This is a genomic window from Kitasatospora sp. NPDC059648 (genome assembly GCF_042734825.1).
Taxonomy (GTDB): Bacteria; Actinomycetota; Actinomycetes; order Streptomycetales; family Streptomycetaceae; genus Kitasatospora.
In genome coordinates, this window is sequence record NZ_JBHWDU010000167.1 from 1 (window position 1) to 7,016 (window position 7,016).

Annotated in this window: 4 protein-coding genes and 3 pseudogenes; 3 read left to right on the forward strand and 4 right to left on the reverse strand. The window is 71.7% G+C overall.

What is annotated here, in order from left to right; all coding sequences use genetic code 11:
• Together ACFV1W_RS39610 and ACFV1W_RS39615 are read right to left on the reverse strand one after the other, a co-directional pair.
• Positions 1-226, reverse strand: a pseudogene (locus tag ACFV1W_RS39610) (hypothetical protein); the annotation flags it as partial.
• 1,025 nt (positions 227-1,251) lie between these two features.
• A pseudogene (locus ACFV1W_RS39615) lies at positions 1,252-1,425 on the reverse strand (thioredoxin family protein); the annotation flags it as partial.
• Between the two features lie 1,266 nt (positions 1,426-2,691).
• On the opposite strand from ACFV1W_RS39615, the gene ACFV1W_RS39620 reads away from it, so the two are divergent.
• Both ACFV1W_RS39620 and ACFV1W_RS39625 read left to right on the forward strand, forming a co-directional pair.
• Positions 2,692-3,225: a YrhB domain-containing protein gene (locus tag ACFV1W_RS39620; protein ID WP_380422322.1), complete on the forward strand. Its 534-nt coding sequence runs from the start codon at positions 2,692-2,694 to the stop codon at positions 3,223-3,225.
• A 643-nt stretch (positions 3,226-3,868) separates the two neighbouring features.
• Entirely contained in the window at positions 3,869-4,342 is a 474-nt protein-coding gene (locus tag ACFV1W_RS39625) for a DUF3995 domain-containing protein (protein WP_380422323.1), read from the forward strand.
• Between the two features lie 1,264 nt (positions 4,343-5,606).
• Here the strand turns inward: ACFV1W_RS39625 and ACFV1W_RS39630 are convergent.
• On the reverse strand, positions 5,607-6,224 hold the full coding sequence (locus tag ACFV1W_RS39630) for a transposase (protein WP_380422327.1): 618 nt from the start codon (positions 6,222-6,224) through the stop codon (positions 5,607-5,609).
• A pseudogene (locus ACFV1W_RS39635) lies at positions 6,213-6,623 on the reverse strand (transposase); the annotation flags it as partial. The gene ACFV1W_RS39630 and the pseudogene ACFV1W_RS39635, both read right to left, overlap by 12 nt.
• Before the next feature lie 139 nt (positions 6,624-6,762).
• On the opposite strand from ACFV1W_RS39635, the gene ACFV1W_RS39640 reads away from it, so the two are divergent.
• On the forward strand, positions 6,763-7,016 hold a 254-nt coding region (locus ACFV1W_RS39640), incomplete at its 3' end, for a hypothetical protein (protein ID WP_380422325.1).

Here is a 7,016-nt window from a genome sequence, read left to right on the forward strand (position 1 = left end):
GGTGCTGCAGCTCGGTGACGCAGCCGTCGGACTCGCCGGCGGACAGGACCGAGGGGCACGAGGGGTAGTTGAGGTTGAGCGCGGGCGGCGGGGTGGTGGCCGCGGCGGCCCCGGTCGCCGAGCCGAGGCCGAGGGCGGCGGAGACGAGGAGCAGCGCGACCGCGCGGCGGGCCCGCGCCGGAATCCGTGGCCGTGGTCGTGGCCGGGAGTTGACGGGAGAACGCAAGGTTCCTCCAAGGGGGAGACGCCGACGGGCGGCGGGTGAACTTGGATCAGCCCATCTGGGCAGAACCAGCGATCGATCAGCACCGTCTCCCCGCACTGTGGGACGGGTGGGACGGGTGGGACGGGTGGGACGGCAATGGGGGCGGCCGGCGACAGCGACGCCGGTGATGAAACCCTTACGGATGTTAGTTACGGTCAGATGCCTTTCATGGATGCGTTGTTGGGCGAGTGGATCACGCCATCAGTTGCCTCGGAAGCGCAGCTCGCGCCCGCTCGGTCAGCGCGCCACGGACAGGCTTCCGGGTTCACCGCAAATGTACGCACACGACGGGCAGCTGATGGTGTCCCACGCAAGCCCCAAGGGGCCGGCGAGGGTGTCTCACGTCGATGACCTGGACTTTGGGACGGCGATAGAAGTGAAACTGGAGACATCTCAGAGGGCTGTCTCCGGCGGGCTCCAGCCGCCCCACCGGGACGGTAGGAGTTGGCTCCGGCAGTGTGGGTGCCGATAAATCATCTGCCCAGGTCGCAGCCTTGATCGCCGTTCTGCGGCCATGCTCGTGCTCGCCCAGGGCCTTCATCTACACGGGCATCAGCGGCATCATGATCTGTCGTGTTGCTGCGCCTGACCCACCTCGCCGCAACCAACACGCTGCCCCGGCCGTCCTCGCCCGCCTTCTCCCGCAGGGCGGCGCAGGCCGCCAGCTGCGCCGCGGTCTGCTCGTCTCCGGTACCGGGGCGGTGCCGTTCGACGAACGCCCGCAGCCGGTGCCGCTCCTCGCCGGTGCCGACGGTGTACGCGAGCTCGGCGGCGGGCCGGTACACCCCAGCCGCCCTCGACCAGCAGGCCCGCCCCGACCAGGCGCGAGCAGGTGGCCGCCCCGGACGATCCGTGGTGGGAGGACCGGGTGCGGCACGCCAAGCTCTACCCGGCGAGGGACCGGAAGCCGTTGGCGTCGTCGCGTAGGGGGCGTCGGCCCGGCTTGTCCGGCCGAGTGGGGTCGTCCCGCCGACGCAGAGGGCGGTTCACAGAGCGGTGTTGATGAAGGCCTGCACCTGTGCCTTGGACATGACTCCGGCCTTCGCCGCCTCGGCGTTGCCGTTCTTGTACAGGGTGATCGTCGGGATCGTGCGGACTGCGAACTTAGCCTGGGCGCCCGGCCAGTCGTCGGTGTTGAGCATGACGATCTCGGCTCTGTCTTCGTACTCCCCGGTTGTCCGGTCTCATTGATTGTGGTCAGGGGCTGTGCTTCTGAGCTGGGCTTACTTTGGTTGGTTTTCCGGTGGTTGCCTGAATTCGGGTCGGAATTGTGGGGTGTGGGGTGGTGGCGGGGGTCGGTGTTCGGTTTGGTGTGGGGCCGGGCTGCGCCCTGGTCGCCGTGCCCGCCGGCAGGTGGCTGCCGTCCAGGCCGCGCCCGTTCGGGCTGGGCCCCGGCCGTGCCGTTCGTGGGCGGGGCCTGCTGCGCCGTCGTGCGCCGCTGTCCCGGCTGTCGGGCGCGGCTGTCGTTCGGGGTTGTGGGGTTGTGTCATTGGGGCGCTGTTTTCCCTGGTGGCGGGGTGTTCTGTGGGCCTGTAGGGCGGTTGTTGCGGCCGCCGTCCCGGCCGGGTCTGTTGTGTCGTCGTTCGGGCGGCCTTGCCGGCGTTTTGCCCCTGCCCGCCCGTTGCGCGACCGCCACACCGCCCGTGGCGGGCAGCGCCGGCCCGCTGCGCCTGGTCGCAGGTCCCGGGCGGTGTGGCCGCCCAGGTGGTCTCCTGGCCAGCGCTGCGCTGGATACAGTGGCCGCCGCCACGATGTATAGGCGAGGGGGACGATGTGAAGCGATGGCAACGAGGTGTGGTGACCGCTTGGGTGGTGTTGGTGGTCGGGGGCTGCGCCGTGACCGTCCTTCTCGGCGGCACGGCCGATGATCCACCGCCAGCGGGCCCGGCGACCGTTCAGACCCCACCTGTCAAGCGGGTCCCGCCCCTTCCCTGCCCGACCAATGCCGTCTGTGCCGTATCGATCGTCCCGGGCGGTTGACCAGGCATCTGACGGTCTGCCCAGACCTTCACCGGGGCCTGCCTACAGCGCGGGCCTGCTGCGCCGCTGTTCCTGGCTGGCCAGGTCCGCGTCCTGCTCGGGCCGGGCCCGTGTGCTGCCTCTGCCGGCCTTGCTGCGCCTCCGGGCCCGCCCGCGCTGTGACGCTGCTGGGTGGCCGTCAGGCCCGGCACGGGGGCACGTCCGCGGTACCTGCTGGCCCGCCGGCGTCCGGCCGCGTTGTGCGGTGGCGTACCGGGGCCACGATCGGGAACGTGCTTGGGGCTGTTCCCGTCATAGGTGCATGAAGAAGCTGGTGGCCCGGGCTGGAGGTGGTTGTTGGCCGGTCTCGGCAGCGATGGTTGGTCTCCCGCGCCGCGCGCTGGACGGCACCGGATCGATGACCGGGTGCGCGGAAAACCGGTTGACCCGGAGTGAAGGATAGGACCGTGATTTCCAGGGAACGAGCGGTCGATCTGGTCGAGTCCTTGCTGGAGCGGGAGCGGCCGACCTGGGCATGGGCGAGGCTGATCCCGGAGCTGGCCGTCTACGCCGTCGAAGAGCGATCGGTCGGGTGGCTCGTCTACTGGACCTCGGCGGAGGGCGCCCGCAACCCTGCTCTGCGCGGGAACCTCCTGGGCGGCCCCTTTCTGGTCGACCGGGAGGACGGGAGCATCCACTTCGTTTCCGGCACTGACTGGAGCGAGAGCTGGGAGGAGCTCTACCTCTGGCAGGTCAAGGGCATCAGGGCGCCCGACCCCCTCGCCGCGGAGGTCCGCCGCATCGCGGACGCGGTCGGGGCCGCCGGCGCCATGCAGCACCTGCGTAGGCAGGCCCCGCGGATGAGCCTGCAGGAGGCCAAGGCCTACGTGACGATCGTCAGGGACGGGAGTGAACCGCCCGAGGAGCTGGCGAGCCTGACCCGCAAGCCCGATCCCTGGCCTCCGGGCCCGATCGAGACGCTGGCCGGCCCGGTCCCATAGCCGTCCGGTTGCCGGACCCGGTGCTGGGCTGCTGTGCCCCGTCCCTGTCCCCGCCCCCGCCCCGGGCCCGGCCCGGGGCGCTGGATGTGGTGTGGGTGGCCGTCAGGCCGCCCTGGAGGCCGCTCCGGGGGTGGCCTCGGGGGCGTGCTGGTGGCTGTCGCGTCTGGTTGTTGTGGGGTGGTGTCGTCATCTCCCCGCGGGCACAAGCTACACAAAGCGGCACGAGGCGTCCCTGCGCTACAAGAGGCGCAGACCGCTGTGCCACCCATCTCGACGATGTCGAAACCGGGCCGCTGTCCTGGCCGCTGCCCGGTGCCGCGCCCCGCTGGTCCGTTGCCGGGACCCTGGCCGCCGTGCTGGTCGGCGGCCTGCTCGGGGACGTCGTGCTCGGCGCCGTCCTGGCCGCCGGAACTGTGGGGTGGTGAGGCCGTCTGACCGCGCGTCGGCGTCCGTCTGGTCCGGTCCTGCTCGGTGCCTGAGCCGGGTGCCGGCCCGCCGAGCCGGCATCCGGCGAGCCTGCCGGCCCCGGCAGCCCCGGAATCGCGGTCAGGCCTCGGGATGAGTCGAAACTCCCCTTCCCAGGGGAGTGGGTCGGTCCGCCGGGACGATCCGTCGAACCGCCCCGTGCGGCGAACGTGGAGGTATGAAGACCGCCACCCTCCGAGTCGCCGCCTACGCCGCCGCCACGTGGTCCGCCGCGTTTTCCCTCGTTCACCTGTACTGGCTGCTGGGCGGCCGGACCGGCCTGCCGGACGGCCTCTCCGTCACCGGCAACACCCCGCTGCTGGTGATCGACGTCCTCGCCGTCCCCGGCTGCGCGGTCGCCGCCGCGCTCGCTCTGGCGATCGTCCGGCCGTGGGGCGGACGGCTGCCGGGCAGGCTCCTCGGCTTCGCGCTCTGGGGCATCACCGCCGTCCTGCTGGTGCACTCCATGCCGTCCGTTCCGGACTGGCTGGCCCTGGCCACCGGCGCCCGGACGACGGCCGACTTCGACGCCATGGGCCGCTTCGCCACCCTGCTCTACGAGCCCTTCTTCATGACCGGCGGGCTGCTCTTCGGCCTCGCCGCCCTCGGCCGCCGGGCCCTGCTGAACTCCACCTCCCCCGCGCAGCGCTGAAGTGCAGAACACAGGAAGTCGGCCGAGTCGGCGTCCTCGGTCGGGCCCGCCGGCCTTGGACGCAACCGTCTGCCGTGCCGCTATGCGGGTCGCTTGGGTCGCTGTTCCTGGTTGTGGTGGTCGGCCAGGAGGCGGCTGTCCTGTGTCCGCAGGAGGCGGCTGTTCTGTGTCCGCCTCGGCGTTCGCCTCGCCGCGGTCCGGGTGCCGTCCGGGCCGCCGTCCGGGTCCTGCCGCTGTCCTCGCGGCCGTCCTGCCCGGGGCGCGATGTCCGGTGGGGGTTGCGGGCCTGTGTGGATTGTGTCATTGGGGTGCTGTTCTCCCTGGTGGCTGGGGTGCCCTGTAGGGGTTGTGAGCCGGTGCCCTTCCCGGGGCCTGCGAGGCCGCCGTCCGGGCCGCCGTCCGGGTGCGGTCCGGTGCCGTCGTCGTGGGCCTGGTCAGCGTCCTGCTCGGTGCCGTGCTATTCGGTGCCGCTGCTGTCCGTCGGCCTGGTGGGGATGGCTCGCGCGAGTCATCAAGGGACGCCCGGTGGCGTGGTCGCTCTCCTCGGCGCCGTCCCGGCCGCCGTCGTGCCGCGGACCCGCGGCACCCGGCGAGTCTGTGGTCCCGGGTGCCTTGGCGCCGTCCTGGCGGACGTCGTCGGGGGATGGCTCGCGCGTCTCATGGAGCCAGTGGGCGGCGGTTCCCTGCGGCCGCCTCGCCGCCCGTCTTGGCGCTGTCCTGGCATCGGCGTCGGGGGTGCGGGTGTGGGTGGCCGTCAGGCCGCGTCCAGGAGGTGGTGCACCGCCTCGGGAGAGGCCGCGGCGGTGAGGGTGCGCCCGCCCCGCGGCCTCGCTCGGCCCCGCTGCGCTCCGCCCGCACCGTGCCGCCTCGGCGCGCATCCGCGCCGCCCATCGTTCCGCCGCCGCAGGTTCGGCCGGCACCTGCTCGGCTGGCGCCGCAGACGCTGCCGGACAACCTCGACCGAGAGGGGCCGTCAGGCCCCTTCCTCGGCCTCTCCTGGCTCGTCTGTGCCACCCTTTTCCGGTGGCGCCGCAGGCGTCACTCCCCGCCCTTCCCGAGGGACCGTCAGGTGCCGGCCCCGCGCCGAAGGCCCGTGTGCCTTTTCGGCCCCCTTTCCTGTGCATCGGTGTCCGGGGAACGCGCGGGCCAGGTCGTTGTTGGCTGGTAGGGGGCGGGTGGTACGAGAAGCCGTTGTCTTTCCGATAGTGATGGGTGCGTGTCGAAGACGCCTCTTCCGACTGACCCTCGCGGCGGACAGCTCATGTCAAGCAGCGAGTCGGTGCTCTGTGACGTGGTGATGCCAGGAGGCTCGGTCCCGGAGCATCGCGCGGTGGATGACGTCGATCAGGTGGCGCTTGAGTATGCGCCGAGCGCCGCGGCCGCCCTTGGTGGGCTCGTGCCGGGCCAGTAGGTCCCTCGCACCGGGGTGGAATCGCTGTTGGACGATGGCTGCGGTGTAGAGCACGCTGTTCAGCCGCCGGTTGCCGCCGCGGTGCAGGCGGTGGCGTTCCTTGTCGGAGGAGTAGACGGGGATCGGGGCGCATCCGGTGTAGCGGGCGAGTTTGGCTGAGTCGGTGAAGCGGGTGATGTAGCCGATCTCGGCGAGCAGGACCGCCGCGGAGACGTGCTGATCCCGGTGATCTCCAGCAGGGCTGGCGCCAGCGGGCTGACCAGCTCTCGGATGGTGGCCTCCAGTGCGCGTATGTGCTGGTTCAGGCTGGCTATCTCGGAGAGCATCTCGGACAGGACCCGCCGGACGTGTCGGCCGGTCTCCGAGGTGTCCAGGAGCGTCGTCAGCGCGGTCAGGCCCGGGGCGCGGGTGAGATCGCCGGGGGTGTGGTCGAGCCAGAGGTGTGTATGCCTTGACCTGGTTGATCACCACGGTGCGGCGCTTGACCAGGTCCGCCCGCAGGTCGACCAGGACACGCAGTTCACGAACGCGCTCGTCGATGCGGTGTCGGTCCAGGCCCGGGGTGGCGATGGCGGCGTGGGCGACTGCGGCTGCGTCGACCGGGTCGGACTTGGAGCCGGTGGCGGCGTGCAGTTTGTGGTGGGCGGCCATCAGCCGGGTGGGGACCCAGACGACCTCGTGGCCGGCCAGCAGCAGGCCGTCAGCCAGGCGGCGGGCGAAGCCTCGGCCGTCCTCGATTGCCCAGGTGACCGGGATGCCGCCGGCGATCGAGCGGATCCACTTGAGCAGGGCGCTGATCGGAGTCGCGTCGTTCTTGACGGTCAGCGGCCGGCTGACCCGCCTGCCCTCGGCATCGACGGCCACTGCGACGTGGACGTTTTTTAATTACCGGGTCCAGGACGGGCGCAAGCTCTCGGCCACGACTCGGAACCCGCGGGCAGGCTGCTGTCGGGGGGCCTGCCCGCATCTCGAAGGGGCGATCCGCCGTTTCGAGATGAGAGGCCGTCCGATGACCTTCCAGGACGTTCTGCAGTTTCTCGCCGAGGCCGCCGCCGATCCGTCCGGCCCGCAGGCCCGCCACCTCGCCGACGCCACCCTCAACGTGTACCGCCTCGTCCAGGCCGCCGTCGGCGCCGTCCGGCTCCTGCGCAAGCTGCGCCGCGCCGTTCCGGCCCGCCCGGCCGAGCTCGACTCCGTCCGCGCACACGAGGCAGCAGTAGGCACCCAGGCCCGGATCCCGCTGCGGGATCCGGGCCTGGGCTG